Below are 25,108 nucleotides of genomic sequence, written 5' to 3' on the forward strand. Positions count from 1 at the left end.
GCTAGCCTGCGTTGATGTGGATCAACTGCCCTTGGGTTTACGCACTTTGTATAAAAAATTAGGCTTCTTGTGCAACAAGCATCTCACCAAGACGCTGAATAGCTTCGGTGCGCGCAGCCTGCGTACTATCAATAAAATTAAAACGCAGGCAATGTCGATACTTACCTGTTGCCGAAAATAGCTGCCCTGGCGCGACATAAATTCCTTTTTGCTTGGCTTCGTCAGCCAGCTTCACGGAGTCATAACGGCTGTTTAGCTCTACCCAAAGCACATATCCCCCTTGAGGGTAGCTAATACAGGTGTCGGCGGGAAAGTAACGCTTAATGTCTGAACGTAGTGCGTCTCGTGCACTTAGGTAATGGTGACGCATAGCCCGAATATGTTTGTCATAACCGCCTTGCTCAATGAAACTGGCTATAGCTAATTGGGGTAGAGTAGGGCACATAGAGCTACTGACATATTTAACGTGGAGCACTTTATTTCTATAGCTTCCCGGCGCTATCCAACCCACGCGAAAACCAGGCGCTAGCGTTTTTGAAAACGAGGAGCACAGTAAAACGCGCCCATCTTTATCGAACGATTTAATGGTTTTTGGACGAGGGTAGGCGTAGGCAATATCGCCGTAAATGTCGTCCTCTATAATGGCTACATCGTACTCTCTGGCCAATTCATATAACGCTTTCTTTTTCGCCTCAGGCATAACGAATCCTTGAGGGTTATTTACCGTTGGGGCGACTAAAATGGCCTTGATCGGCCATTGATCAAGCGCTAGCTTTAATGCCTCTAAACTCAGTCCTGTTTCAGAGTCGGTGGGGATCTCTAACGCTTTTAATTCAGCGCCTTTTATAGCTTGCATAGCACCGTAGAATCCGGGGGATTCTACCGCTATCACATCGCCGGCGCTCGCCACTGCGCGAAGGCAAACAGATAAGGCTTCCTGGCAGCCAGAAGTCACAATGAATTCGTCGCTTTGCAACACACAGCCAGATGCTGCGGCCAATCGGCTTAGCTGTTTTCGCAGAGTTTCATCACCTTTTACGTCACCGTATATCATGCCGTCCAAGGCTCGATGTTTGGTGAGTTCATGCAGGCGTTTTATAAGCGGTTTAAGGGTTTTGGCAGTCATGTTGGGCATGGCATGCTGAAACTGGCACAGGGTTTTAGCGTCATGATCTTTATTGAAGGTATTCAGCAAAGTGTCTAGCACGTCTTCCCATTGAGACACATCCATAGGGCGTTGCGGAGGCTTCGTCATGCTAGGGGTGTTATCTATTAATATACTACGGGCGACAAAATAACCTGATTTAGGTTTTGCCTCTACCAGTTGCTGCGCTTCTAACACTCGATATGCTTCCTGCACGGTAGCTATACTTACTTTATGCTCCGTTGACAGCTGCCTAACCGAAGGTAACTTGTTCCCCACCTCAAAAACACCACGCTCGATTTGGGCTTTAAGTTCATTGGCTAATGTTTCGTAAAGCGTCATCGCAATATTTATTCTTATGAAGTCATCTGCATACAGATAACTATATCTTAATTGGCAGGAGCTTTTAACCATACAGATTGGTGAAATAACTACCATACAGACGTTATCATGACTAAACTGTATGGCTGTTTTTAAGTGTATTTGGGTATGATGCATACAAAAATATGATTGTATTGTGTTGGTGAAAAACAAGCGTTTGGTTAACCGACCCCCTTTCTTTTAAAGAAACGCATTGCTCACCTCAACACATAAGGACTGTCATGGAAACATCTTTACTCATCGCGCTTGCGACATTCGCGTTCATCAGTACGGTAACGCCTGGCCCGAATAATATGATGCTATTGGCTTCTGGGGCACAATACGGTTATAAACGTTCGCTGCCGCACATGCTGGGTATTGTAATTGGTGTTGCAGGTCTAATGATAAGCACACTGCTGGGCATTGGTGCGCTGTTCAACATATTTCCCGTACTGTACAGTGTGCTAAAAGTGCTTGGCGTGGGATATCTGTTATGGTTAGCGTTCAAAATTGCCACTGGCCCCGTAGATGAGCCAGTAGGCCTAGTAGAAAACAAAATTAAGTCGACCAAACGCCAAGGGCCGCTCAAGTGGTGGGAAGGGGCATTATTTCAGTTAATTAACCCTAAAGCATGGATGATGGCGTTAGCCAGCGTAGGCACGTTTTCACTGCCTGGCGAGCACTACACCCAATCTGGTATTGCGATTGTTACCGCTTTTGCCGTGATTGGTTTTCCAAGCATCTCGCTTTGGGCAGCGGTAGGCGCAAAAATACGCGTGTGGTTGAGTTCGCCAACTCGAAGACGGCAGTTTAACCTTACAATGGGCGCGGCCACAGCAGCCACGTTATTTTTGATAGTGTAACGGTTATATTAACTGGACGCTGGCGTTTTGGGTGTAAACCGATTGGTTGATGTCTTTTAAAAAACTGATAAAAGGAACACGTAAAATGGAGTGGGTCGAAGTCTTTATTCAATACTTAAGAGCCTATGAACAAAAGGACCTAGACAGTGTTTCCGATATGTTTGCGGATGACATTGCATTAAGGGACTGGAAAATTTCTGTAAAAGGTAAACGGTTAGCCGTTGATGAAACACGTAAGAACTTTGAGAATGCTGACTCGATAGAAATAGATGTGCTGTCTACTATGGTAAACGAGAAGATGGTGTCTGGTGAGCTCAAAATTGTGGTGGATAAGTCTGAAACACTGTTCGTTGTTGATGTCTTGAAATTTAATGAAAACGGTAAAATCATAGCTATTCACGCTTATCTAGGACGCGACGATTAAATCTAGCGCAAGCAATACAAATACAAGGAGCAGGTCTTCATGGAATTGAACCAAGTCACGTTACCCGTTACTAATATGGTCGAAGCGGTGGAGTTTTACCTTACACTTGGGTTCACTCAAATTGTAGATACAACGCATTATGCCAGATTCACCTGTCCTAAAGGCTCGTCCACTTTTTCGCTCTCTTTAGAAAGCGAAAGTGCTCAAAATCACAGTGTGATCTATTTTGAACACGAGGCGCTAGAAGAGTTGTATACCTCTCTTGTGGAAAAAGGTATTCGTTTTGAGCAGCCGCCAACGCAGCAGCGCTACCTTTGGAAAGAGGCCATTTTAAGAGATCCATCTGGCAACAAAATAAAGCTGTACTGGGCAGGAGAGAATAGAGTGAACCCGCCTTGGAAAGTTGAAATAAAGCAGTAGCCATTTAGATAAACTTCAAGAAAAACCGAGATAACCAGTGACAGACTCCCAAACTAGCGTGCACTTTCGCTTAACAAAATTAGATGCCATGCAGGCGTATACGCTAAAACGAGAAATTGAAGGCGCTTACTTTAGTAAGCGTGAAGAATTTGTAGATGAAAAAGGCTCAGGTGCGTTCATTGGCATGGTGCCTTTAAAAGAAAGCCTGTTTGACGAACTCAACGATTACGTTATTCGCCAGCAAATTCAATATGATGACTGCGATATTTATGTTGAATCAAAAATTGCTAACGGTGATATTGCCGTGCCAAGGGTGGTAAACAAATTGCTCAAATACATCGACTGCAAGCTGACTTTCGCTTTTGCGAAGTAGTTTCAATTGAGGTGCGCTACTTAAGCGTGAACCGCCAAGGCAAGGTTGTGTCATCCCGTGCACCTAGCTTACCGGTTTGTTCGTCTTTTGCGTAGTCTATGCCGATGCGAGGCGAACTAGTGATATGTTTACTAGCAATGGCATGGTTACTTTCCTCAATCCAAATCAAAGTGTTATTCACTACAGGCTCACCATTAAGCGCAGGTGTTATCGCAAGAGCTTGTGTCAGCTTAGCTGGACCGTCACATAGATTACGCAATGATGTGTTCACGCCGCGACGTTCACGCATTTTGTCTACACCTTCTGTAGGCTTAATTTTTCGGATCAGAACTGAATCAGTGTGGTCAGCGTCATTGGTAACAATATTCAACATACTGTGAGAACCATAAATGGTGTAGATGTAAGCAACGCCGCCTTGCTTTTTAAGTGTTGTTATCGAAGAAGGGCGCCGCAACAGGTGTTTCTCCATGGCAAGATCATGATGTCCACGGTAGGCTTCCGTTTCTGTTATCGCTCCCCCGGTTAGTACGCCGTCGACATTACTAAACAGGAAGTTACCAATGAGCGACTTCGCTATATTGACGACATCGCTATCAGTGAAAAAAGAACGCTGCATTTTTCGTTTAGGTTTATTAATCAACAAATTAAGATGACTTCGTAATTTCGCTGTGAGATTTTAGCACTTTGCTACCGTCGTCCTGTTCAATGAGATATGCTGGGTCGCTGTCGCTAGCCTCTCGTTTTACCGACGAACCCTTAATCGTGCGTTCTACATCATTGGTAAATTTTTCTCTGATATTTCCCGTTGCACTACCGTTTCCCCATTCCCATTCTACTTCTGTATTTACCGCATAATGTTTCATAATTTTTCCCTAAGCCACTAAATCAACTATTCACTTAGTTGTTTAACGAAAAGAATAAGACCTGAGTTCAAAAAGGGGGAAATAAGGATGGTAAAAAAGTAAAGAAAGTTTGAAACCCTAGGGCCTGTTGACTTTTGTTGTACATTTTTGCAGCGGTCTGTGTGCCATCTAGACAAGGCGGATGTTTGACGGTTTAGTGGTTCTAAATCGAAAACATTCAACGCAGTATAGATGGCACAAAGGCGCTGCCCGAAGGGGTCGTTATGGAAGCCTTTTACTCTTTGTCACAGTCCTTTAACTTAGCTCGCTAGGCTTGCAGGACTGTTTCGCGATTAAAAGGCTTCCATTTAGACCAAAATTCGTACACCAAAGGTCAACAGGCCCTAGGAAAGGGTTTCAATTTGTTTTTGTTTGGGTAGTTGTTTTTGCGTAGCTGAACTCCCGGCGGTAGCAATAACGACTAAAGCCACTGCAAACCATTGTGAAAGCGTGAGGGTTTCATCAATAATGATGAACGCCGCTATGGCTGCAACGGCAGGCTCAACACTCATCATAATGCTGAAGGTTTGCTTAGGCATATTACGCATTGCACTCATTTCTAACGTATACGGGATAGCCGACGAGAATACGCCTACAGCGAACCCGATGAAAATAGCCTGTGGCGAGAGTAAGGCGATACCTTGACTTGCAACGCCAATAGGCACTACACAGATAGCGGCCACTAGCATGCCTAATGTTACCGTAACACCGCCAGAACCTTCATTGCCTGTTTTGTTTCCAAATACGATGTAACCGGCCCAAAACGCTCCGGCTGTAAGGGCAAGAATAACGCCGACGGGATCTAAGCTCTCGGCCGACGCGCCGCCAATATCGGGAAGCAGCAAACAAACGCCTGCAACGGCTAAAATAGCCCAAGCAAAGTCTCTCTTTTTTCTGGCACTAAAAAATGCCACAGCCAATGGTCCGGTGAACTCAAGCGCAACACCTATGCCAAGGGGAATACGCTCAATCGCAAGATAGAAGATGATATTCATTGCGCCTAAGCAAGCGCCGTAGAAAATAACGTTACGCCATCCTTTTGCGCTTAAGCGCGCTCTCCAAGGTCTAAAAATTACTGTTAACACCAACGCAGCGAAAAACGCACGAAGAGCACTGGTGCCTTCAGGGCCAACTATAGGAAAGAGTTGTTTCGCAAACGATGCACCAGACTGTATGGTTACCATCGCCAGAAGCACTGCGACTATGGCAAGTAAAAAACGTTGATTCACAATATATTGCAACCTGGATGAGACAAAACCGGATTATATTTGTTCTAAAACTGAAATGCTCGTTGATAAGGGAAAGTATTGAAAATTAAAGTCTAATAACCAAAACGCTATGGCAGCGGTCGCGAACACCGTCTATGCTACCCGCTGCAAACGCGTGCGATTTATGATGGCCAAATGAGCAAAATGACTCAGCGCACTACAGTTTAAAATACGACATCAAGCTTCGTAGAGTAGGATCGAATTGATCAGGAACGCGTTCAATTGTCATGTGGTACTCAGCTACGTTCCAAAATGTACCGCCTAGAAGAAGCGCTATAAGCACCTGGGTAGTCATTGTAAACTTGATATAAGGTTTATCTTCAGTAGGCTCAAACAATGTATTTATTTGAACGCGTTCATTTTTCATGTCTATCTTGGCGTAGATTGGGCATTGCAAGCTAGCTTGCAGTTGCTCTACCGGCTTAATGTGTAAAACCACATCAGTATCTGGGAATGTAGATAACCTTTCTTGCGCGCTCCATACGTTTGCTCTGGCCTTAAAAATTAAGCTATTGATTGGCATCATAAGCCCGTCAGGCCAAGTTATTCTGTGAAGCTCGCAAGGAAAATCAGCTAGAGACTCAGCGTAGTTTATTCTGTCTTGCTGAGTAAAATTCCTATCTAGCGCGAGAGGCGAGTGCTCTGTCGAACGGGAAGCTAAGTCCAGAGCGTCACCGGTCGATAACATGACCAGCTTATTCTCGTTAAGATTGTGATTACGCCAGGCCGATTCTATTTCCTCAGGGCATGCTTGATGTTGATACTGCGCGTATTGATAACCTGTTCCTGCTATCACAAAAGATCCAGCTGCTGGAATATTGAAATCTGCATCAATAATTTCCGCAAGTTGGCAAAACTTCTGTAATCGAGAGGCTTTTAACTGTGCTACGCGAGTGTGTTTCTCATCATCGCTATAATGAGAAAAAACAAAGGGGTAAATACTTGCGCCACTGTAAGCAAGAATTGCAGCATCAAGCTTACCGAAGGTCGCCTTAATTTGCTCTGCGTGCCTGATTTGCATCGGGTTGTCTACAGCAAAAAATACCTTGTACCCGTTTCCATCTTCAAGATATATCGACGAATCAACAGGTATGTTTGTTTCATTCACGATATCGTCAGAAGACCCTGAAAACTCTTTTATAATGGTTATACTGTGCTCGCCAAGTTCCCAAGGTTTGTCAAAGGTACATTCCGTAATATTCGTAAACCCTAATTGCTGTAAAGCTAAGCGAAGGGCAGGGGTCGGAAATTTACCGATCAATATTGGGATGTCTTTATCAAAATGAGATAGCGTAAAAGGATTAAAGTGGTCACCATGAATGTGACTAATATATAAATAGTCGGGCTTTAAATTTAGATAGCGTGTGCGCTGCTTTTCATGCATAGGGGGGTAATTGAAAAGAAGGCCATGGTAAATGCCGTCTTCATACCAAGGATCGGTTAAAACCGTTGTTCCGTCACTGAAAGTAAACAAAAAACTCGCATTCGTTATATATTCAATTTTCATTAACAATCCTAAGGCTTTTGCGCGATAACAATGGATTCTCTTCCTAAGTTTAGGTTAGAAAAAGCGCGATAAATATCTTGTCGTAAGTGGCTTAACCCCGCATTTTCCATGAACCATTCAAAGTTGACACGTTTCAGGTGACATTCTCGGCCCACGCTTGGAGTTTCAATGTAGTTGTCGCCCATTGCTAGAAACAGGTCTAGCGGGAAGCTGGAAAAACGGCTTAAAGGATTAAATCTACATTTTGAAACGAGTGCTTCTAGCGAGTCAAAATCAAAGTAATTAAGGTGGTGTGGGACAGCAACCCACCAAGGTTTGTAGTCTTGTGTTTTTCTTAAGCCTTCTTGCAGAGGGTTGAAGTCATTAGGGACACCCACAACTAAAACACCACCACTGGCAAGTTTGTCGAAAGCCACATTGATAAGAGAGAATGGGTCGGGAACATGTTCTAGAATATTGCGCATGTGAACCACTTTGATGTTTTTTGGAAGGCTGGTTAGGTCAGCATCGAAGCTGCTATTAATAATATCTAAGCCTTTATCACGGCAATGGTTTGCCGCTATTGTACTTATTTCGACACCAACTGTATTCCACCCTTCCTCTTTGGCTGCTTCCAAAAACAGGCCTGCACCGCAGCCAATATCAACCAGAGTATTATCATCACTAGGCGAGATAAATTGAGCTATTTCGTTAAGCACGTCGCGATAGCTCATGAGCCACCAATCGCGGTCTCGCTCATAGTAATTTAGCCTATCTCGTTCGCCGTCATCATAATGGCTGTCACGATAAAGAGTCTCATTTTCGAGCTTGTCTGGAAGTGGCGTAACATGTTTGAATCCGCACGTTTCGCAGTCAATAACATCGTAACCATCACCTGAAATAACGACGTTTCCTGAATGTGCCATGGTGTGTCCTAATTTTGTTCTTTATTTTGAGAGGCGTTTTTCATTTTATCAAAAACTGAATCAAGAAACGTACCATTAAGAGTGAAGCATAAGGTAAGGTGTTAAAGTCACTCTGCTGGAACATGGTTTGTCTGAAACCGTTTGCTTAGACTAACTTTCTGTATGCTTAACAATTAGGACGTTTTTATGGATGTAAGAAACCTAACTTCACCGATAGATATTAAAGGCTTTTCGGTGATTACCAATAATCACACTGAATTCTCACCACAGGGAAAGATACCCACACTTTGGCAAAGGTTTGATAATTCGATAGCTGTTGACTATAAAGGCGGCGAGCGAGTGTATGGCGTGTATTTCAACTACGAATCCGATCATTCCGGTGACTTTTCCGTGTTGGCTGGGTTTGACGGTGACTCAGTGCCCGAACATTTAAAGGTTGAGCACATCACTATTCCCGCAGGAAAGTATCTCGTTTTTTCGCGACAAGGTGAAATGCCGCAAATTGCCATTGATGCATGGAGCGATATTTGGCGCTATTTCACAGAAGGAGGTGCCGAGTATGAAAGGACGTTTTCAATAGACTTCGAGCACTATGTGAGTGGCAACCATATAGACGTTTATATAGCAATAAAATGACGTCATGTTAACTTTATAATAAAAAAACGGCGCTAATAAGCGCCGTTTTTATCATTGCTCAATATTACGTAAATTACATTTTGTACGCTACGGTAACGTAACCGAAGCGGCCAATGTTGTCGTACGCGCCGTCTATTGAACCCGTGCCTGTCGTGCCTGTCGGTAGCGCACGGTTAAACAGGTTATCAATACCCACGGTTAGGCTAACACCGTTAGCAAAGTTGTAACCCGCGGTCACGTCAGTCACAGCGTATGAAGGCAGTTCCATACGGTTGCTCGGATTTGGGTTACGCGCTAACTCTTGGTTGTCGTAAAGGCTTGAACGTTCTAGGTAGCGAGTTTTCCAGCTTGCTTCCCAATCACCACGGCTATAGTTGATGGTGAATACACCCTGCCAATCAGATTCTCCTGCCGTACCTGCGTACTGATAGAATACTTCAGGGTTATCTTGGAATGGGAATTCTTTGCGGTCTTTTAGGTAAGTCGCAATCAAGCTAGTACGGAATGCACCTTCTAGCGCGTCGAAATCATATCCTAGTTCGAAGTCGATACCCTTGGCTTCTTGACCCGCGATGTTCAATGCATAGCTGCGAATCTGAGTGATTTCACCGGTAGTTCCATCACGGTCGATAAGGCCACAGTATACGTTGTTAATACCCGACTCAGAGTCAACACAGCGGTCCAAAATTGTTTGGCCGTCAATAGACGAAATCGCGTCTGTCAGCTCGATTTCCCAGTAGTCAACAGTAGCGGTAAAGCCTTCAAACCAGCTAGGAGTATAGACAACACCTAGTGTTTTAGAGATTGAGCTCTCCGCTTGCAAGTCGATGTTTCCACCGTTTACGCCTTCTAGCGTTGCTGAGTCGTAATCAGAGTTGAAATCTGCAGGGATACCTAACGCTGCACAGTTTGCAATGCGTTGGTCGGCGTTGGCTAAGTCAGCAAGGTTGTCTGTACGACATGGATCGTCTACGCGGAAGAAGGTTTGGCTTGCTTCACCATAAAGTTCACCGATGTTCGGCGCGCGTAGTGCAGATGATTTTGTCGCACGTAGACGTAAATCTTCATACACTTTCCAATCTAGACCAAGCTTCCAGCTTTTCGCGTTGCCAATCGAAGAGTAGTTGGCAATACGCGCCGCAGTATCAAATGTCAGCATTTCTACGCCAGGGAGATCGGCAAGTAGTGGAATAGTAACTTCAGTAAATACTTCTGATACATCGTAATCGCCTTTATCTTCACCTAGAGTGTTGAAAAAGGTACCCGCTGCATTATCAGGTTCTTCAATTTCGCTTTTTTCTTTGCGATATTCAACACCGGCTGCAAAGCCAACGTATCCTGCAGGTAATTCATAAATACCAGAGTTTGCGATGGTTGCGCCAGCGTTGTATTGTTCAATTTTGCTTGTGCCAACTGATGTAGTATTGACGTAGTCAATTGCTTCTTGTGAAGGCTGACCAAAGCCCATAATGTTCAGCGGTACACAGCCGTCATCACTACCTGACGCACAAACAATGTTTCCATCGCCGTCAGTTACTGCATTAAGTGCATTTTCGAAGTTTTGCAAAACAAGGTTGTTGCGGTTCTCACGCTCTAATTCAGTTTTGCCGTAGTTTACAAATGCCTCGTAGTTCCACTCGTCACCAATGTAGCCTTCGATACCTAGCACGTAGCGGTAAGTTTCACGCTCGTCTGCTTCGGTGCGGCGCCCTAGGTCAGTCATCATGCGGTTAAGCTGAATGCTGTCTAGTTCGTTTTCATCCATGTATGCGGCAACGCTATCATCTAGAAAGGCATTGTTACGATAAATGGTTGTCTCTGAGCCGCCATAGAAGAAAGCAGGCTGGCCCATTGTAATTGCACGAGTACGCGCGTACTTAGCCTGTGCATACACTGTGGTGTCGTCGTTTAGCTCGTAGTTACCTTTTACATTTAGGTTAGTACGATCAAACTCAGGCTGAAGCTGCGTAAACTGGCGCAGGTTAAACGAATCACAGTTTGCGCAGAACGCACCGTCTACTTGGTCACCGGTGTAGATTTCGCGAATTGAACCGTCAGCGTTGAAAGTCTGAGAGTTGCCGCCAAAGACGCCAGAGTTGTTTAGTGTGTAGTAGCCCGCATTAGCAGTGTAAAAGTTGTCAGGAAATGCCGTTGAATTTAACTGGTCTTCACTGCGCTCGTATCCCATGATGCTTTCAAAGCTCATATTACGATACGACGTTGCAGTCCAAGGGTTGTCAAGGGCCTCTAAAGCTTCTTGTGAGCTGTATTCGGCTGCAAAAGCAATGTTGCCGCGATCATTGTCGAAGTTAAAGCCGTATGATGCTTGGTATTTATCGTTCTTATAACCGTTTTCCTGTGCAAAGCCTTGCGTCGCACTCACGTCGAAACCTTCAATGTTCTTTTTAAGAATGAAGTTAACAACACCAGTTACTGCATCTGCACCATAAACCGCAGAAGCACCGCCAGTAACGATTTCTACGCGCTCAATCCACGAAGTAGGGATGGTGTTGGTATCTACCGCTGCAGAGCCTGCTGAAGAAGATACGTGACGTTTACCGTCTACCAATACTAACGTGCGGTCAGTACCCATACCGCGTAGGTCAAGAATATTTAGACCGGCAGTTCCAATAAATTGACCTGAATTACCCAATGAGAATGTGTTTGCAAGTGAAGGAAGCTCATTAAGCACCTCACCAATGTTCATCGCACCTGAATTAAGAAGTGACTCACCAGAAATGGCTGTTACTGGTGATGGAGCGATAGCGCCCTGACGAGAGATACGAGAACCGGTGACCTGAATTTTTTCAACGTCAGCGCTTTCATTTGTTGAGTCCTGTGCAAGAACGTTGCCTGAGGTCAACGCGACACTTCCTGCTAATGCTAACTGAACTGCAGTTGCAATATTTTTCATGGATTGTTCCTAGTGAATTAGATTTACGTGCTTGTTGTTGGTTAACGCCCCGTAAATAGGCAAGGGCTAGCCAAATTGCATGCGTAGTTTTTACTTATGTTGCAATGGCGCGCATTCTAATTATCTAGTATTAAATAAATCAATTTTTTGCGGTGAATTAAATTCTAGCTATGAAAGAGTTAACTTAATTTTAAAGAAATTATAAATAGTAGGTTTAATTAATATTTTTGAGTTTTGTATTAATAATGCTCAATAATTGTTTTTATATTGACCATGTGGTCGAAAAGTGTCTTTTTAGAGCGCTTATTAAGCGGTTTTCGTCTTTTTTTTCATTTGCTTGGTTAATTTTGAGTTAGAAGGTTTTTGCTCGTATATTGCACTAACTGAGTAAATTTAAACCGTGTATATTAAAGTTTCTTTTTTTAACGTGAATAATAGTTGTTTTGTCGCTGTTTTAAATCAGGTAATTGCTAATGTTGCTCATAAGTTAAATATTTGTTGCTTCTCCATGTGTTATATTTTCTATCTTATTTCTTAATGATGTTTTTAATTATCCTTGATTCTGTAGAAACTATAAATAATGTAAGGGAGTTAACCTTAAATAAGGTCGAATAGATGAGAATAACGCTGATACTGTTTTGAACCGCTAGAAATAAAAAAGCCCACTTTGATATGGGCTTTAGTGCGCTTTCAAAATGCTCTTGCTTAACAAAAGTTTTGAGGCGTATTAAGCACTGAGCTTCTGAGCTAATTCCTGCCTTACTATTTCAGCGCCAGCGCTGAGCGCCTCAAGCTTGCCTCGAGCAACCTGTCGTGAAAGGGGGGCCATACCACAGTTTGTACAAGGGTAGAGTTTGTCGGCATCCACGTACTTTAATGCTTCACGTAATGTAGCTGCTACTTCTTCTGGTGTCTCTATTGTGTCAGTTGCAACATCAATAGCGCCCACCATCACTTTTTTGCCTTTAAGAAGCGAGATCAGTTCAATGGGTACATGAGAGTTATGGCACTCCAGAGAAACCATATCAATATTGGATTTTGCTAACTTAGGAAAGCTCTCCTCATATTGTCGCCACTCAGAGCCTAATGTCTTCTTCCAATCGGTATTAGCTTTGATGCCATATCCGTAGCAAATGTGCACTGCAGTTTCGCATTTAAGCCCTTCAATGGCTCTTTCTAATGCGGCAATACCCCATTCATTGACTTCATCGAAAAATACGTTAAACGAAGGTTCATCAAACTGGATAATGTCAACACCAGCAGCCTCAAGCTCCTTTGCCTCTTGGTTTAATATCTTGGCAAACTCCCACGCAAGTTTTTCGCGACTTTTGTAATGGTCGTCGTACAGCGTATCAACCATCGTCATAGGGCCAGGTAACGCCCATTTTATAGGCTGATCGGTTTGGCTCCTTAAGAACTTTGCGTCTTCAACGAACACTGATTTTGGCCGTGTAACAGCATGGGTAACGACAGGTACGCTAGCGTCGTAGCGATTGCGAATACGTACGGTTTTACGGTTTTCAAAATCAACACCGTCAAGGTGCTCAATAAAAGTAGTTACAAAATGCTGACGGGTTTGCTCACCGTCACACACAATATCGATGCCTGATAGAGCTTGTTCCTGAAGCGTAACGCGAAGCGCGTCTTTTTTGCCTTCCTCTAATGCTTCATCTTCTAGCTTCCAAGGCGACCACAGGGTTTCAGGCTGTGCAAGCCACGATGGTTTTGGAAGACTGCCTGCAATTGAAGTGGGGAGTAGTTTTTTCATGTGATTCGCTTTCTTCTAATCAATAATTTGTATGGATGCGCGAAGGGCAGAACGTGCTGCCCTTATCATAGTTTTGTAGTCGCAACATGTGCGGTTTGAATATCGCAAGTATCTAAATGAACGGATCAGGCGTAGCTTGCTGTGAATTGCGCTAACTTGTGTTGATAAGGCTTTATAAAGTTCTCTTCTACGAACTTGCCTTGTTCAACGGCTAGATGAGTCCGCTCCTCACGGTCATAAACAATGCGAGTCACTGAGTGATCGCTATTTTTCAAGTTTGGTTTGTAGCTTAAACCTGCCTGGGCGTTAGCGTTATAAATCTCAGGGCGATAAATTTTCTGGAAGGTCTCCATCGTAGCAATAGTGCTGATAAGTTCTAAATTGGTGTAGTCGTTTAACAAATCACCAAAGAAATAAAATGCAAAAGGAGCAGCACTGTTTGGTGGCATGAAATAGCGCACGTTTAAGCCCATCTTCTTGAAATACTGTTCAGTTAGTGATGATTCATTAGGCTGATATTCAACACCTAAAACGGGGTGCTGATTTTCTGTTCGACGGTAGGTTTTATTGTCGGAAACGCTTAAACAAATGACCGGCAGCTTTGAAAAATGTGCTTTATAGGCTTCTGAATTAACGAAATACTTAAACAACTTTCCGTGCAGATCACCAAAATCGGTAGGGACACTGAACGAAGACTGGCCACGATTGTGATTAGATAGACGAACGCTAAAGTCATAATCGCGAACATAAGACGAGAAGTTGTTTCCTACAATACCTTGAGTGCGTTTACCCGTTTTTTTGTCAATTATATTGGTTTGTAAGATTTCGATAGTTGGGAATGTGTTGCCGTTACCCTCAACGTCGATATCTACCGACACAATTTCAAGTTCGACAGCATAGCGATCGCCACTTTCATTATCCCAGCTAGCCAGTGCATTGAAGCGGTTGTTTATCATGCTTAGTGCATCGCGCAAATTTTCTTTGCGGCGTTGACCACGAGCTAAATTGGCGAAGTTGGTGGTGATGCGTGTGTTGTCTGAAGGGCGATAATCTTCATTAAACTGAACGCTGTTAATAGTAAAAGAGAAATCTGTGTTCACGTTGTTGTTCATGAGAATGCGCTTCTATTCCTAAAGTTAAACCGAGTAGTGAGACTGCTGTAAAAGCTATGAACACGTTATACGTTGGTTTAACTATGAATAAAAATGACTTATTTTCATTTTATCATGAAATATTGTCATATATTGAGCGGGCGAAGAGCTAGTCGCCTACTATTGAGGTGGTAGATCTTTACTTGAAGTTAAGGTTTGCCACGAAATGCACAAATTATGCGTGTCTGATAAAACGTAATCATCACCGCCACAGTGACCAGTTTTTGTATGTGGCGGTCTATCCGCCACTAATGATTGCGTAACGCATCAATTAATTCGTCTTTGCTCATTTTAGAGCGACCTTCAATGCCGACTTCCTTGGCCTTTTGATACAGTTCATCTTTAGTGCGATCCTCGTACTTTTTGCCTTTTCCACCATCTTTAGAAGGCGTTTGTTCGCTATTGGCTTGCGCATTGGCAATGCGCGCCGACTTTTCTTTACTGTAGCCTTCGTCGCGAAGGGCTTCGTAAGTGTCGTCGTTTTTAATTTGGTTGCCGTGGTCCTTAGCCATATTTAACTCCTGTTTTGCATATTGAGTAATCGATTAATATTTCGCCGTAATTCTTACTTTGTATTTATATAGATGGATTACACAGTCGTATAAAAGGCAGGCTTCAAGTGCGAAGAACCAATAGCGAGAGAGTGCTGCGCCTTTAACATCAGAAAAAATGTCATTCATCGCAAACGCTAAAAACGACAAAATAACGCTGCACCGTAATGTAACGACTTAACGCGTTAAAACTTCTTATGTTGTCAATTTTAGTGCGCCACATGCACGTAGAAAGTGCATTTATGTCAATGGTTTAGCGTTTTTATGCTATTGCGCGTTTAAAATTAAGCCTTTAGTCTAAAGTGAATGTAGACGGAAGACAGAGCGAAATATGAATAAAAATGAACAACAGAGCACCGTGAATTCTTCACGCCGTAATTGGTTAAAGTCAGTGGGATTAGGTGCAGGAGCAGTAGCGCTAACGACCAGCGTTGACAGTATTATGGGCGACCTTCGTGCCGCAGGGATGCAAACTGAACACTTCCCGTCTGCTACCCCAAATGTAAACGATGGTCTTATTCGCCTATCGTCGAATGAAAATGCCTTTGGGCCGTCAAAAAAAGCCGCAAAGGCAATGCAAAGCGAGCTTTTAAACCTAGCGCGTTATACCGACGCTACGGTTGAAGTGTTAGCGCAAAAAATTGCTGAGCAAGAAGGCGTATCTGCTGAGCAAATCGTAATTACGAATGGATCTTCACCTATTCTTTTTGGCTATGCGGACTGGATCACCAAAAACGGCAATAAGCTGGTAACGTCTATGGCAACCTACGAAGGCGTACCACGGGGCGCTGAGTTTATGGGGGCAGACGTGACCTACGTGCCGTTAGCCAATGATATGACTTTTGATCTAGATGCAATTGAAGCAGCAGTAACCGAAGATACGACTGCTGTGTACGTATGTAATCCAAATAATCCGACAGGGAGCATGGTAGATGCGGCGAAGCTTACCGCTTTTGCAAAACGCGTATCGAAAAAAGCACAGGTTTTCATCGATGAAGCCTACATTGAAATGTCTGATGCTTACCCCGCTAATGTGCAATCGAAGCTAGTAGCTGAAGGGTACAATGTGGTGATTTGCCGCACCTTCTCTAAAATTCACGCCATGGCGGGACAGCGTCTCGGTTACGCCATCATGCCTGCTGAGCAAGCTAAAACAATGGGCGGTATGCTGCGCATGGGTGGTGTGAATTACCTGGCATTAGTAGCGGGTATGGCGAGTATGGACGACCACGGAAACTTAAACACGATGCGTTCGCGAATTAAAACTGAGCGGGACAAATTAGTTAAAGTAGCCAAAGAGTTAAAGCAGCCGTTTGCGCCAAATCCACAAGGGAATTTTATTTACATGGATACGGGCATGCCGCACGATAAATTTGCAGAAAAGATGAAAGCTCAAGGCATAAAGGTTGTAGGGCGCACATGGCCTGGGTACGACTCATGGTCACGCATTAGCGTAGGGACACCTGAAGAAACTGACGCGTGCGTTAAAGCATTAAAAGCGGTACTCGCTTAAAAAACAACAATAACACCTAGCGCAGAGAGAAAAGGCTGAACGCAATTTGTGTTCAGCCTTCGTTTTTTGAATCGCTATTTCTCGATAGCAAACGTTAAGCCTGCTTTTTCTTCTAAACGGCGGATAAGCTTGTTACCAAGTGCTGCCGCAGGTGTGAAGAAACCACCAGATAAACTAACGTCTTTGCACAAGCAAAGGGCAGATTCTGAAATCATTTTACTGGTAGAGCCGTAGCCTGGATCCTTGTCGCCTTTTACCGATACAGCTAGCATATCACCATTGGTAGCGGTACCCACAAACATGACATCGTAAAAGCCATTTTCGCGCTCTTCTTTGCTCGGGCCTTCACCTGGTTTAGGGCCATCATCACTAGCAAGCGACTTATCTTTGGCAACGTGATTCGCCATGGCTTCACCTTTCTCACCTGGGCCAGTCATCATCATTTCATCATACTGAAAGTTCTTGCCGTAGCTATATCCGCCCAGGTAGTTCGTGCGATGAACGTTTTTAGTATTGATGGCCGCCATAATAAATGGTGCAACCCATGTGCCTAACTGCTCATCGAAGTAAGGTTTATTGCCATCGGGCTGTGGCTGATTTGACGCGCCATCGGTTAATGAGTGCGGGTTAATAAGTGCAGCCATGACAGACTTATCTTTGTGCGCAGCCGCCATGGTCGCTTTTAAACTTGCAGCCGTACCGCCAGAGAACGTGCCCTGCATTTTACGAACGCGACCTTTTACATATTCAATGACATCGCCAGTTTGCTTTTTTGCATGTTCTTGAAGGTAGTACACACCAAGGTCAAAAGGCACAGAGTCAAAGCCACACGAGAACACAATGTTTGCGCCGGTTTCTTTAGCTTTCGCTTCGTATTTATTGATCATTTGGTGCATCCAGGCTGGCTCACCGCAAAGATCTGTATAGCCGGTGCCGTTATCTACACATGCAGAAAGTAACTTTTCACCGTAAATTTGATACGGACCAACAGTGGTAAGTACAACGGCTGTGCGCTTCGTCAACGCATCTAGCGCGTCGCCATCATCACCATCGGCTACAATGCTAGCAACGCTTTCACTAATGCCTAGCTCCTTTTTTACGCCGTTGAGTTTAGCTTCGTTTCGGCCTGCGACCGCCCACTTAACGCTGCTGTCGCTGCCATACTGAGCCTGAAAATATTCAGCTACTAACTTACCCGTAAAACCTGTAGCACCGAAAATAACTACATCAAATTCCCGTTCGTTACTCATTGTTTTGTCCTGTTTTATTTCGTTTCGACACGTGTCATCAATATGCGTTACTCAATATACGCACAAGCACCCATATCTATCATTTTTTTCGGTAATATTTGTCTATTCACGAAATTAAATGGTGAGCATAAAAAAGCGTTAGCTTAATGATTCTACAAACTCAGCAAGCCGTAAAAGCCCTTCCTCCAAGCGTTCAATGCTAGTGGCGAAAGACAGTCTTACGTAATGGTTGGCATTGTGCTCACCAAAATCATTACCCGGCGTAAGCGCTACATGATGTTGTGAAAGTAGGGCATCACAAAATTCAATTGCAGTTAAGCCCGTATGTTTAATATTGATGTAGGCGTAAAACGCACCGTCAGGCTTTGCATCTAAACCAAGCCCCATATTTTCAAGTGCACTAAAAACAAGGGAAGCACGCTTTTCCAGCGTATGGCGGTTTTGCTCGCATTGCGCCAATGCTTCTGGTTTAAAGCACGCAAGAGCGGCCTTTTGCGATAGGGTAGAGGGGCAAATAAACAAATTCTGCGCGAGTTTTTCAACGATGGGCGTCATTGCTTCAGGTACCACACACCAGCCAAGACGCCAGCCGGTCATGCCAAAATATTTGGAAAAACTGTTTATTACGACCACTGTTTCTTCAAGCTGTGCATTGGCAAGTACGGTTTGAAGTTTGGTATCAGTGCCCAAGGTCGATTGGGAAGCGAATGTATCATTGCGTACTTCAAGATCAGCCGAAAGCGATAGATCCAAGTAAATTTCGTCAACAATTAAAAAGCCACCTTTGGATTTGCAGTACTCGCCAATTTTAGTCAACTCTTCTGCATCTATAACCGTACCAGTAGGATTGGCAGGTGTGGCAATAAGTACACCTTTCGTGTTGTGCTTCCAATTATCGGCAACACTTGTTGCGGTTAGCTGAAAGTTATCTTCACTGCGTGTTGGTACCAGCGTTACCTCTGCACCAAATGCGTTTAAAAAACGTCGGTTACAAGGGTAAGAAGGGTCGCCCAATATCACGTTATCGCCTGATTCAACCAAGGCAGCACTTGCCAAAAGTAAAGCGCCAGAAGCCCCAGCGGTCACGACCACTCTAGAAGGGCTTACCGCTACGCCATGTTTAACTTCATAAAAGTGTGCAATGGCTTCACGTAGTTCAGGCATGCCCAGCGCCGAGGTATAGGGAAAAACTGGGGCATTTAAGCTTTCTTTCATTGCGGCGAGCACTGCCGCGGGTGCGCCGAAATCAGGCTCGCCTAAATTTAGTCTTATAACATCTTTACTTTGCTGTTCTAGTGCCGTGGCTTTTTCGCCATAGGCCATAGCAAGAAACGGGGAGATCGCCGTAGCGCGAGAGGCAAACTTCAAAATAAAACCCTTATTAGTAAGTGCCAATTCAAACTGTACCGCAATTAGTGATCACTCTTGGTCATGATTCAAGGGAATTCTTCGAGAAGTACAATTAACTCGCTGACTTACTTCATAGCTAACTATTTAAACGAACAAACTTTTCGGCCAACTCGTCTAGTGACTCTCTATTGTTCGGGTCGGGCTTAACCACATCGATAGGGCATACCGCTGCGCAAGTAGGCGCATCGTAATGCCCCACGCATTCTGTACAGCGCAAAGGGTCTATTTCATACACTTTATTACCCATGCTTATAGCGGCATTAGGGCATTCGGGCTCGCACATATCGCAGTTAATGCAGCTATCAAGAATAAGCAGTGCCATACATTATGTCTCGCTTGCGTTTTCGGGTGTTACTGCACTAGGTGCTTTTCGAAACGGATTGCGGGTATCAACGCCTTCATCTAGATTTCGCAGTAGTAGGGCAAAATTTAAAGACACATCGCTGGGTATCGGTATTCTTACTAGGTGCCCTGAACCTTTAGCATCCTTAATAGAATGGTTTCTCTTATCCAGCATCTCATTTAGCGTAAAGGTAATGTTGCCGCTTGGCGTCATCAACTCAAGCGAGTCACCTACACAAAATTTGTTTTTAACGTTTATAATTGCATAGCCAGACCCTTCACAACGATCAATCACTTCACCAACAAATTGCTGTTTATCGCTGACTGAGTGGCCATACTCATAGTTCTGATACGCGTGGTGCGCATGGCGACGCAAGAAACCCTCGGTATAACCTCGATGAGCTAAAGTTTCCAAGCTTCCCATTAATGTACTATCAAAAGGCTTTCCTGCTACCGCGTCGTCAATTGCTTTTCTATAGACTTGAGCGGTTCGGGCACAGTAGTAATGTGATTTAGTGCGGCCTTCTATTTTTAAACTATGCACGCCCATTTGGGTTAACCTGCCAACATGTTGCACGGCACGCAAATCTTTAGAATTCATAATATAGGTGCCATGTTCGTCTTCAAAAGCTGGCATCAGTTCTCCAGGCTTTTCCTTTTCTTCTAACATAAACACTTTGGGGCTTGGCGTGCCTTCACCAAGGGTAGGAATTACCACTTGAGGTGCTGTAATTGCCTTATTAATCTCACTGGTTAGAACGATGTCGCCAGTTTCGTTTTCCTCGCCAGCCTTAACATCGTAAGACCATCGACAAGCATTGGTACAAGTGCCCTGATTAGGATCGCGTTTATTCATATATCCAGACAATAAGCAGCGCCCCGAATACGCCATACAAAGCGCGCCATGCACAAACACTTCCAACTCCATGTCTGGAACATGCTCGCGAATAGTTTCAATTTCTTCCAAAGAGAGCTCTCGGGACAAAATAACGCGCTCTATGCCTTGTTTCTGCCAAAACTTCACCGTGGCGTAGTTCACCGCATTAGCCTGTACACTTAAATGAATAGGCATTTCAGGGAAGGCGTCGCGCACCATCATAATAAGCCCTGGGTCTGACATAATTAACGCATCGGGCTTCATAGCAATTACTGGTGAAATATCTTTAAGGTAGGTACCTAGCTTACTGTTGTGCGGAGCAATGTTGCTTACTACATAGAACTTTTTACCTAAAGCATGTGCTTCTTCTATGCCTATCGCTAAGTTCTCAAGGCTGAATTCGTTGTTTCTTACGCGAAGCGAGTAGCGTGGCTGCCCAGCATAAACAGCATCAGCGCCATAGGCGAAAGCGTAGCGCATGTTGCGTAAGCTACCCGCAGGTGCAAGCAACTCTGGCGCGATTAACGTTTGGTTTGGCAATGTTGAAACTGAGTCTTCACGTAGGTTAGAAGAGCTGCGATTAGGTGATAATTTTGAAGTCATAGATAAAAACCGCTACTAGACGCTTTAAACAAGGCGGCGGATTTTATAAGCCGTAAAATACCTCTACAACTCAAACAAAGCTTGGTGTTGACCAAGATCAAATAATTTGGCGTCGCTCATGTTTTTGAATGTTTAAACGGCAATTGAGCAGAGTCAATGCCAGCTGTTTTCTTCCATATAGTTGCGTTTTTAGTGCATTACCTTCGGTAGTAAAAACCAAGCCCGTTCACACCTAAATAATAAGCAAAAAGAGCGCATTAAACGATGAACTACCATGGGCAAAACCCACCACATAGGGTAGGCTAGAAATTCACAATAATAAGGACTAACTGCATGCTGCAATTGAACATTTTTCATAAAGCGGCGCGACAAGTAAAAGCATCGGGTAAATCGGCCATTGCGATTACGGTATTATTTGTCGTGTCTACGTCTTCCGCGTTGGCTGCGCTGCCAAGCATTGGTGAATTCACCAGCGATATGACCAAAAAAGATGGTTTAATTCCTGTTTACTATGACGATGAAAGCGACAAAGTTTACTTGGCGGTGCCAACAGCCCACGCCGAATACCTGTTTCAAAGCAGCTTGCCTTATGGCGTAGGGTCTAACGACATTGGCCTTGATCGCGGCCAGCTAGGCAATACGCGTTTAGTAAGCTTTGAAAAATTTGGAAACAAGGTTTTATTAAAGCAGCACAACACCAAATACCGAGCAGCCCATGGCAGCGACGCTGAGAAACAGAGCATTGATGAAGCCTTTGCTGATTCGGTTATCGCAGGTTTTACGCTGGTAGCCAAAAACGACAGCGCCAGTCTAATAGATTACACACCGTTCTTATTAAGCGATATCCATGGCATTGGCAATCGCTTAGCGGGAACTAACCAAGGCAGTTTTAGCGTAGATAACATGCGAAGCGGCGTGTATTTACCTAAAACCAAAGGCTTTGAAAAGAATACTGAATTAGAGGCTTTAGTCACCTTTGCAGGTAAGAAGCCAGGCGAATACGTGCAGCAAGTTACGCCCGACCCAGAAAGCTTGTCGGTGCACTTGCATCATTCGTTTGTGGCTCTGCCTGACGACAATTACACGCCCAGAGAGTACCACCCGTACTCGGGCTACTGGAAATTCAGTTACTTTGATTATTCAACGCCTATCAGCGAGCCTACTGAACAGCGTTTTATTACCCGCCATCGTTTAAACAAGAAAACCCCGCATGCTGCAATGAGCGAAGCAGTGGAGCCTATTGTGTATTACCTAGATCCTGGTATTCCAGAACCCGTAATGACCGCGCTTAAAGAAGGGGCGAGCTGGTGGAATCAAGCCTATGAAGCCGCAGGCTACAAAGATGCGTTTCAGGTGAAAGTATTGCCCGAAGGTGCCGACCCAATGGACGTGCGCTATAACGTAATCAACTGGGTACATCGCGCAACGCGCGGTTGGTCTTATGGTTCGTCGGTTGTCGACCCGCGCACTGGTGAAATTATCAAAGGTCACGTTACGCTCGGCTCATTGCGTGTAAGACAAGATTATTTAATTGCCCTTGGCCTAACCAGTCCTTTTAAGGACGGGAGCACCGACACCACTGCACAGCAAGAAATGGCTTTAGACCGCATTAGGCAACTTTCAGCCCACGAAGTAGGGCACACATTGGGTATAGCCCACAACTTTGCGGCAAGTGAAAATAACCGTGCGTCGGTAATGGATTATCCTCACCCCAAAATTAGTATTAAAAACGGCAAAATTAGCCTAGAAGGCGCGTATGACAAAGGCATAGGCGCATGGGATATTCACGCCGTAGCGTATGGCTATCAAGACTTTGCCAGCGATGTAGAAGAAGCCGAAGCCTTGGCAAAGATTATCGTAAAAGGCCGCAATGAAGGCTTGAGCTTTAAGTCAGACCCAGATACGCGCAGCAGTCGTCATGCATCAGCAAACGGCCATATGTGGGAAAACGGTAGCAATCCGCTAGATGCTTTCGATGAAATTTCACAAGTACGCGAACTGGCGTTAGCCAATTTAGGTTTAGACACCTTAAGCCCAAATAGCAGTTTATCCTCTCTTGAAAATGCTTTAGTACCTATTTACTTGCTACATCGCTATCAGCTAGAAGCTGTAGCAAAGCAAGTCGGCGGTTTAGTGTATGAATACGAACGCAAAGGTGACTACACCCAGGCACAGGGCCAACAGTTTGTAGCACCTGCGGTGCAACAACGCGCTATGCAGCAGTTAATTACGGTCACAACCGCTGATTACCTGACGATACCTGAATCGGTACTCGCCCTTATTCCACCGACAGCGTATGGCGACGATATTACTCGCGAGCACTTTAAGGGCAAAATGGGGTTAATGTTAGACCCTGTTTCTGCGGCCGCTTCTGCATCTAACTTTGCGTTTGAATTACTATTGCACCCAGAGCGCTTAAACCGCTTAGAGTGGCAAACAAGAAGCACTAATGACAGACGCAAAAAAGTAGGCGTTTCTATGCTGGTGAAGCAAATACTTAACGTTCACTGGTATAAAAATAAGTCACAAAGCCCATTAGCAAAACGCTTACAGTTAGTGGCGTTAAATGCAGTGATGAAAGCAGTAACTAACGATAAGTTGGCGCCTGAAGTAAAAATGGAAGCCGAACTTGCTCTGCTTGAATTTAGCGAATGGTTAGACGACAAAGCAGACGACAATCAGTATGAAATACTGAAAGAACAGTTCGATACTTATTGGGCTAGTAAGGCATGGCCAAGTACCTTTGAAGTAGAGCCGCTACCGCCAGGTTCGCCGATTTAAAATGCGCTGCTACCAAGGACGCTGCTGATGCAAAACCATAGTAGTAAAAAAACGTCAATGCCGCACAGGGATGCTGCGGTACGGCGTATTCCTGTATTTGTTGGGCTACTGCTAATTCTCATACCTTTAGCTGAAAGCGTTAATGGGAGTGTTTTGTGGGGGATGAACTACCATTCCCCAAAGCTCATGTCACAGGTCGGGGATATGGTAGCCTGGGTGAAATTGATAGCGGTATGTGTAGGTGTTTACCTGATTTTTAAGCAGAAAGGCGCACTTAAGCTTTTGTTAAAAAATAAATGGGTTTCTAACATCCTTAACATTTTTATCGCTGTAGTGGCTTTTATTCAGGTTAACCTAGGTTTTTTTGACGTCGCAATGGATATGGTGTTAACCGATAATACAGACTACTTTCATAAAGAATTTGAAATAGGCAAAAACACTATTTACGTGCATACCCTAGACCAAGGTGCTTTGGGAAAGGCTTATCATAACTTTTACTTAAAATGCCCACTTCCTTTACACCGTTTTGAATTAAAACCAATTGAACAAACAGACTGGGTTGTAGATTTACAGCTTAAAGCAACCGATGTTGGTTTTGGCGTGTTTAACGGACGTGGAGAGTTTAAACATGATATTGGTTTGGATGGGATAAATTGTACTTAAATTGTGAGCGGCTTCCTCGTCACGCTGGACAATATCATCATTGTATTGGACTCTGCCATTATTGATAGATCTTCCAAAAAGCCGTCTAGTGCTTTCATTGAATCTGTCGCTACTTTCATTATGAAGGCGCGTTCACCCGTCACATTGTATCCTTCAACGACCTCTAGCCGTTCTTTCATAAATGCTAGTATTTGCGGCTCCTTACCAATAAATACACGGGCTTGAACCATGGCTGTAATAGGTAATCCCATGTTGTGGCTATCGATTGTTGCAGTATAGCCGGTAATTACGCTTTCCTCTTCTAATCGCTTTACGCGTTCAGCAACCGCGGGGGCGGAAAGGTGGACACGTTTCGCTAATTCCGAGAAGGAAATACGCCCCTCAGACTGCAAAATATGTAGAATATTTCTGTTAATCTTGTCCATCTTATTTTTCCAAAGTAAACGCAACCTTTTCCTTTGTTTTACAAAGTTAAATGCGCGA

At 44.2% G+C, this 25,108-nt stretch carries 23 protein-coding genes; 8 read left to right on the forward strand and 15 right to left on the reverse strand.

Going from position 1 to position 25,108, the window contains the following annotated elements; genetic code table 11:
* Window positions 1-58 precede the first annotated feature (58 nt).
* The gene (locus MHN00_RS17225) at window positions 59-1,486 is read right to left on the reverse strand and encodes a PLP-dependent aminotransferase family protein (RefSeq protein ID WP_039225389.1); all 1,428 of its coding nucleotides are present in this window, start codon (window positions 1,484-1,486) and stop codon (window positions 59-61) included.
* A 260-nt stretch (window positions 1,487-1,746) separates the two neighbouring features.
* Here MHN00_RS17225 and MHN00_RS17230 point away from each other — a divergent pair, with 260 nt between their 5' ends.
* The 4 genes from MHN00_RS17230 to MHN00_RS17245 all read left to right on the forward strand — a co-directional run bounded on the left by MHN00_RS17230 (window position 1,747) and on the right by MHN00_RS17245 (window position 3,584).
* Window positions 1,747-2,367: a LysE family translocator gene (locus MHN00_RS17230; protein ID WP_061486024.1), complete on the forward strand. Its 621-nt coding sequence runs from the start codon at window positions 1,747-1,749 to the stop codon at window positions 2,365-2,367.
* Between the two features lie 85 nt (window positions 2,368-2,452).
* On the forward strand, window positions 2,453-2,791 hold the full coding sequence (locus MHN00_RS17235) for a nuclear transport factor 2 family protein (protein ID WP_039225393.1): 339 nt from the start codon (window positions 2,453-2,455) through the stop codon (window positions 2,789-2,791).
* 39 nt (window positions 2,792-2,830) lie between these two features.
* The gene (locus MHN00_RS17240) at window positions 2,831-3,211 is read left to right on the forward strand and encodes a VOC family protein (protein WP_239301922.1); all 381 of its coding nucleotides are present in this window, start codon (window positions 2,831-2,833) and stop codon (window positions 3,209-3,211) included.
* 37 nt (window positions 3,212-3,248) lie between these two features.
* On the forward strand, window positions 3,249-3,584 hold the full coding sequence (locus MHN00_RS17245) for a hypothetical protein (RefSeq protein ID WP_014979563.1): 336 nt from the start codon (window positions 3,249-3,251) through the stop codon (window positions 3,582-3,584).
* Window positions 3,585-3,600: 16 nt separating this feature from the next.
* Here the strand turns inward: MHN00_RS17245 and MHN00_RS17250 are convergent, their stop codons facing one another.
* The 5 genes from MHN00_RS17250 to MHN00_RS17270 all read right to left on the reverse strand — a co-directional run bounded on the left by MHN00_RS17250 (window position 3,601) and on the right by MHN00_RS17270 (window position 8,166).
* The gene (locus tag MHN00_RS17250; RefSeq protein WP_239301923.1) at window positions 3,601-4,200 is read right to left on the reverse strand and encodes a DNA-3-methyladenine glycosylase; all 600 of its coding nucleotides are present in this window, start codon (window positions 4,198-4,200) and stop codon (window positions 3,601-3,603) included.
* A gap of 28 nt (window positions 4,201-4,228) precedes the next feature.
* Window positions 4,229-4,447, reverse strand: a complete 219-nt coding sequence (locus tag MHN00_RS17255; protein WP_014949794.1) for a DUF2945 domain-containing protein — start codon at window positions 4,445-4,447, stop codon at window positions 4,229-4,231.
* 383 nt (window positions 4,448-4,830) lie between these two features.
* Entirely contained in the window at window positions 4,831-5,715 is an 885-nt protein-coding gene (locus MHN00_RS17260; RefSeq protein ID WP_014949793.1) for a DMT family transporter, read from the reverse strand.
* A gap of 196 nt (window positions 5,716-5,911) precedes the next feature.
* Window positions 5,912-7,261, reverse strand: a complete 1,350-nt coding sequence (locus MHN00_RS17265; RefSeq protein ID WP_239301924.1) for an MBL fold metallo-hydrolase — start codon at window positions 7,259-7,261, stop codon at window positions 5,912-5,914.
* An 8-nt stretch (window positions 7,262-7,269) separates the two neighbouring features.
* Window positions 7,270-8,166, reverse strand: a complete 897-nt coding sequence (locus tag MHN00_RS17270) for a class I SAM-dependent methyltransferase (RefSeq protein ID WP_239301926.1) — start codon at window positions 8,164-8,166, stop codon at window positions 7,270-7,272.
* A gap of 186 nt (window positions 8,167-8,352) precedes the next feature.
* Here MHN00_RS17270 and MHN00_RS17275 point away from each other — a divergent pair, with 186 nt between their 5' ends.
* Window positions 8,353-8,802 carry an effector binding domain-containing protein gene (locus MHN00_RS17275; RefSeq protein ID WP_239247927.1) on the forward strand — a complete coding sequence of 150 codons (450 nt, stop codon included), beginning with the start codon at window positions 8,353-8,355 and terminating at the stop codon, window positions 8,800-8,802.
* Window positions 8,803-8,875: 73 nt separating this feature from the next.
* Here MHN00_RS17275 and MHN00_RS17280 read toward each other — a convergent pair whose 3' ends face one another.
* The 4 genes from MHN00_RS17280 to MHN00_RS17295 all read right to left on the reverse strand — a co-directional run bounded on the left by MHN00_RS17280 (window position 8,876) and on the right by MHN00_RS17295 (window position 15,147).
* Window positions 8,876-11,716 (reverse strand): TonB-dependent receptor, encoded by a 2,841-nt coding sequence (locus MHN00_RS17280; protein WP_239301927.1) that lies wholly within the window; start codon window positions 11,714-11,716, stop codon window positions 8,876-8,878.
* Between the two features lie 727 nt (window positions 11,717-12,443).
* Window positions 12,444-13,484: a methionine synthase gene (locus MHN00_RS17285; RefSeq protein WP_014949790.1), complete on the reverse strand. Its 1,041-nt coding sequence runs from the start codon at window positions 13,482-13,484 to the stop codon at window positions 12,444-12,446.
* A 125-nt stretch (window positions 13,485-13,609) separates the two neighbouring features.
* On the reverse strand, window positions 13,610-14,584 hold the full coding sequence (locus MHN00_RS17290) for a DUF1852 domain-containing protein (protein ID WP_014949789.1): 975 nt from the start codon (window positions 14,582-14,584) through the stop codon (window positions 13,610-13,612).
* A gap of 299 nt (window positions 14,585-14,883) precedes the next feature.
* Window positions 14,884-15,147 carry a Rho termination factor N-terminal domain-containing protein gene (locus MHN00_RS17295; RefSeq protein WP_110288730.1) on the reverse strand — a complete coding sequence of 88 codons (264 nt, stop codon included), beginning with the start codon at window positions 15,145-15,147 and terminating at the stop codon, window positions 14,884-14,886.
* Window positions 15,148-15,517: 370 nt separating this feature from the next.
* Between MHN00_RS17295 and MHN00_RS17300 the strand changes: the two genes are divergently transcribed.
* Entirely contained in the window at window positions 15,518-16,699 is a 1,182-nt protein-coding gene (locus MHN00_RS17300) for a histidinol-phosphate transaminase (protein WP_239301928.1), read from the forward strand.
* Window positions 16,700-16,773: 74 nt separating this feature from the next.
* Here MHN00_RS17300 and MHN00_RS17305 read toward each other — a convergent pair whose 3' ends face one another.
* The 4 genes from MHN00_RS17305 to yegQ form a co-directional block, all read right to left on the reverse strand.
* Window positions 16,774-17,949: a saccharopine dehydrogenase NADP-binding domain-containing protein gene (locus MHN00_RS17305; protein ID WP_239301929.1), complete on the reverse strand. Its 1,176-nt coding sequence runs from the start codon at window positions 17,947-17,949 to the stop codon at window positions 16,774-16,776.
* A gap of 138 nt (window positions 17,950-18,087) precedes the next feature.
* Entirely contained in the window at window positions 18,088-19,317 is a 1,230-nt protein-coding gene (locus tag MHN00_RS17310; RefSeq protein ID WP_239301930.1) for an aminotransferase class I/II-fold pyridoxal phosphate-dependent enzyme, read from the reverse strand.
* Between the two features lie 118 nt (window positions 19,318-19,435).
* Window positions 19,436-19,681, reverse strand: a complete 246-nt coding sequence (locus MHN00_RS17315) for a YfhL family 4Fe-4S dicluster ferredoxin (RefSeq protein WP_239301931.1) — start codon at window positions 19,679-19,681, stop codon at window positions 19,436-19,438.
* Window positions 19,682-19,684: 3 nt separating this feature from the next.
* Entirely contained in the window at window positions 19,685-21,181 is a 1,497-nt protein-coding gene (yegQ, locus tag MHN00_RS17320) for a tRNA 5-hydroxyuridine modification protein YegQ (protein WP_275444373.1), read from the reverse strand.
* 333 nt (window positions 21,182-21,514) lie between these two features.
* Here yegQ and MHN00_RS17325 point away from each other — a divergent pair, with 333 nt between their 5' ends.
* Both MHN00_RS17325 and MHN00_RS17330 read left to right on the forward strand, forming a co-directional pair.
* Window positions 21,515-23,962, forward strand: coding sequence for a zinc-dependent metalloprotease (locus tag MHN00_RS17325; protein ID WP_239301932.1), 2,448 nt, complete (start codon window positions 21,515-21,517; stop codon window positions 23,960-23,962).
* Window positions 23,963-23,989: 27 nt separating this feature from the next.
* Entirely contained in the window at window positions 23,990-24,625 is a 636-nt protein-coding gene (locus MHN00_RS17330; protein ID WP_239301933.1) for a hypothetical protein, read from the forward strand.
* Here the strand turns inward: MHN00_RS17330 and MHN00_RS17335 are convergent.
* Window positions 24,622-25,050, reverse strand: a complete 429-nt coding sequence (locus MHN00_RS17335) for an Lrp/AsnC family transcriptional regulator (RefSeq protein ID WP_014976775.1) — start codon at window positions 25,048-25,050, stop codon at window positions 24,622-24,624. The two genes, MHN00_RS17330 and MHN00_RS17335, sit on opposite strands and share 4 nt — an antisense overlap.
* Between the last annotated feature and the right edge of the window lie 58 nt (window positions 25,051-25,108).

This window comes from Alteromonas sp. Cnat2-8 (assembly GCF_022348355.1).
Lineage (GTDB): Bacteria > Pseudomonadota > Gammaproteobacteria > Enterobacterales > Alteromonadaceae > Alteromonas > Alteromonas macleodii.

What these genes read in the sequence shown, in the direction of transcription:
- MHN00_RS17295 (WP_110288730.1), bottom strand. Translation starts at nt 15,147, where the DNA reads ATGGCTAAGGACCACGGCAACCAAATTAAAAACGACGACACTTACGAA.
- MHN00_RS17275 (WP_239247927.1), top strand. Translation starts at nt 8,353, where the DNA reads ATGGATGTAAGAAACCTAACTTCACCGATAGATATTAAAGGCTTTTCG.
- MHN00_RS17280 (WP_239301927.1), bottom strand. Translation starts at nt 11,716, where the DNA reads ATGAAAAATATTGCAACTGCAGTTCAGTTAGCATTAGCAGGAAGTGTC.
- MHN00_RS17300 (WP_239301928.1), top strand. Translation starts at nt 15,518, where the DNA reads ATGAATAAAAATGAACAACAGAGCACCGTGAATTCTTCACGCCGTAAT.
- MHN00_RS17325 (WP_239301932.1), top strand. Translation starts at nt 21,515, where the DNA reads ATGCTGCAATTGAACATTTTTCATAAAGCGGCGCGACAAGTAAAAGCA.
- MHN00_RS17240 (WP_239301922.1), top strand. Translation starts at nt 2,831, where the DNA reads ATGGAATTGAACCAAGTCACGTTACCCGTTACTAATATGGTCGAAGCG.
- MHN00_RS17265 (WP_239301924.1), bottom strand. Translation starts at nt 7,261, where the DNA reads ATGAAAATTGAATATATAACGAATGCGAGTTTTTTGTTTACTTTCAGT.
- MHN00_RS17315 (WP_239301931.1), bottom strand. Translation starts at nt 19,681, where the DNA reads ATGGCACTGCTTATTCTTGATAGCTGCATTAACTGCGATATGTGCGAG.
- MHN00_RS17335 (WP_014976775.1), bottom strand. Translation starts at nt 25,050, where the DNA reads ATGGACAAGATTAACAGAAATATTCTACATATTTTGCAGTCTGAGGGG.
- MHN00_RS17330 (WP_239301933.1), top strand. Translation starts at nt 23,990, where the DNA reads ATGCAAAACCATAGTAGTAAAAAAACGTCAATGCCGCACAGGGATGCT.
- MHN00_RS17225 (WP_039225389.1), bottom strand. Translation starts at nt 1,486, where the DNA reads ATGACGCTTTACGAAACATTAGCCAATGAACTTAAAGCCCAAATCGAG.
- MHN00_RS17270 (WP_239301926.1), bottom strand. Translation starts at nt 8,166, where the DNA reads ATGGCACATTCAGGAAACGTCGTTATTTCAGGTGATGGTTACGATGTT.
- MHN00_RS17230 (WP_061486024.1), top strand. Translation starts at nt 1,747, where the DNA reads ATGGAAACATCTTTACTCATCGCGCTTGCGACATTCGCGTTCATCAGT.
- MHN00_RS17285 (WP_014949790.1), bottom strand. Translation starts at nt 13,484, where the DNA reads ATGAAAAAACTACTCCCCACTTCAATTGCAGGCAGTCTTCCAAAACCA.
- MHN00_RS17255 (WP_014949794.1), bottom strand. Translation starts at nt 4,447, where the DNA reads ATGAAACATTATGCGGTAAATACAGAAGTAGAATGGGAATGGGGAAAC.
- yegQ (WP_275444373.1), bottom strand. Translation starts at nt 21,181, where the DNA reads ATGACTTCAAAATTATCACCTAATCGCAGCTCTTCTAACCTACGTGAA.
- MHN00_RS17250 (WP_239301923.1), bottom strand. Translation starts at nt 4,200, where the DNA reads ATGCAGCGTTCTTTTTTCACTGATAGCGATGTCGTCAATATAGCGAAG.
- MHN00_RS17305 (WP_239301929.1), bottom strand. Translation starts at nt 17,949, where the DNA reads ATGAGTAACGAACGGGAATTTGATGTAGTTATTTTCGGTGCTACAGGT.
- MHN00_RS17235 (WP_039225393.1), top strand. Translation starts at nt 2,453, where the DNA reads ATGGAGTGGGTCGAAGTCTTTATTCAATACTTAAGAGCCTATGAACAA.